Source organism: Pseudomonas juntendi (assembly GCF_009932375.1).
In the GTDB taxonomy this organism is placed as follows: Bacteria; Pseudomonadota; Gammaproteobacteria; order Pseudomonadales; family Pseudomonadaceae; genus Aquipseudomonas; species Aquipseudomonas juntendi.
The window spans coordinates 1-1,801 of sequence record NZ_BLJG01000255.1; the positions used below are offsets into that span (position 1 = coordinate 1).

Genomic DNA, 1,801 nt, shown 5'->3' on the forward strand with positions numbered 1-1,801 from the left:
CACGGGGATCGCATCAGGGCTAACGGGTGTTTGCCACGAGGTATGGCAGCGCCCGTTGGAGCGAGCGCAGCTCGCGATTGCGCCGCGCGGGCGGCGCTCGATCTCACAGGCGCTGAAGATGCTCCGGCTACCCTTGCCAGGAACCATAGTATCTCCCACAGGTACTGCACAGGCCTTGAGGCCGATGCGATCGAAGTGGGCGCTGGCTTGCCTGCGATGGGCTGCAAGGCAGCCCCAAACTTGTGAAAATCACTCCAGGTGTTCAGGCTTGATCGGGTCGCCCGACTTCACCGCCAGTTTTTCGCGAATGTCCGCGAACATATGGTCATAGAGCTTGTGCGGTGAACTCAGGTTTTCGAATTTCTTCGGCGACGGCAGGTACGCTTGCGCCCTGCGCGTCAGCAGCATGAGAAAGCTGGGCAGGGCCTGGTCCTTGGGTAGGAAGAACGCTTCATCGACTGCCTTGCCTTCAATGCTGCCATGCATCCGGAACTGAATGCCTCTACCTTCCTTGGGGTCCGACACTGCCTCGTATTCGATGTTCAGGTCATAGCTGTGGTCATCTTTGTTCAGCGCAATGCGCTCGATGTGTACATGACCGGGGTGGTACTGGGCCATGGAAAGCTCCTTGGGAAGGTCGAAAATGACGGGCCGCGCAGGCCCGCCCACTGCATTCAACGGTAGCTGATCCCCGGCTTCGCGGTCGAAACACGGGTGCCGGCTGTGCCTTTGACGATTTCCTCGATGTTTTCCAGCGAACTGATCACTGCCACCTTGCCGGTATGGCGGGCAAAATCACAGGCGGCCTGCACTTTCGGCCCCATGGACCCCGCGGCAAAACCCAGCCGCTGCAGTTCGTCGGGGTGCGCTTGGGCGATGGCTTTCTGCGTAGGTTTACCCCAGTCAATGTACGCCGCATCCACGTCGGTGGCGATGATCAGAAGGTCGGCTTCCAGTTGCTCTGCCAGCAGTGCCGAGCACAGGTCTTTGTCGATGACCGCCTCCACCCCTTTGAGCTTGTGGTTTTCATCGTACAGGGTGGGGATGCCGCCGCCGCCCGCGCAAATCACGATGCTGCTCTTTTCCAGCAGCCACTTGATCGGGCGGATTTCAAAGATGCGCTTGGGTTTCGGGCTGGCCACCACGCGTCGGTACTTGTCGCCGTCAGGCTTGACCACCCAGCCCTTCTCGTTGGCCAGGCGCTCGGCCTCGTCCTTGCTGTAGACCGGTCCGATGAACTTGGTCGGGTCCTTGAAGGCCGGATCGTTGGCGTCGACTTCAACCTGGGTCAGCAAGGTCGCGAACGGCACTTCGAAGGCCAGCAGGTTGCCCAGCTCCTGCTCGATCATATAGCCGATCATGCCCTCGGTCTCGGCGCCCAGCACGTCCAGCGGGTAAGCCTCGTCCGGTTTGTAGGAAAGGCCCTGCAACGACAGCAGGCCGACCTGCGGGCCGTTACCGTGGGCAATGACCAGCTCGTTGCCGGGGTGGATCTTGGCGATCTGTTCGGCGGCGGTGCGGATATTGGCACGCTGGTTGTCAGCGGTCATGGGTTCGCCGCGGCGCAGCAGGGCGTTGCCGCCCAATGCAACAACGATACGCATGGGGAATGTCCTTTTGAGGTGGGCTTGGGGCTTGGGGCTTGGGGCTGCAAGCTGCAAGCGGCAAGTTGCAAGTGGCAAGCAGAGGCCGGCCGGTGTAATCAGCAGCTTTCAGCTTTCAGCTTGCAGCTTTCAGCTTGCAGCTTTCAGCTTGCAGCATTCAGCATTCAGCTTGCAGCTTGCAGCTTTCAGCTTTCAGC

Annotated in this window: 2 protein-coding genes; both read right to left on the reverse strand. The window is 60.4% G+C overall.

Going from position 1 to position 1,801, the window contains the following annotated elements; all coding sequences use genetic code 11:
• Positions 1-249 precede the first annotated feature (249 nt).
• Entirely contained in the window at positions 250-618 is a 369-nt protein-coding gene (locus GYA94_RS23790) for a DUF5064 family protein (protein WP_110679379.1), read from the reverse strand.
• A 56-nt stretch (positions 619-674) separates the two neighbouring features.
• Entirely contained in the window at positions 675-1,604 is a 930-nt protein-coding gene (arcC, locus tag GYA94_RS23795; RefSeq protein ID WP_009683385.1) for a carbamate kinase, read from the reverse strand.
• Between the last annotated feature and the right edge of the window lie 197 nt (positions 1,605-1,801).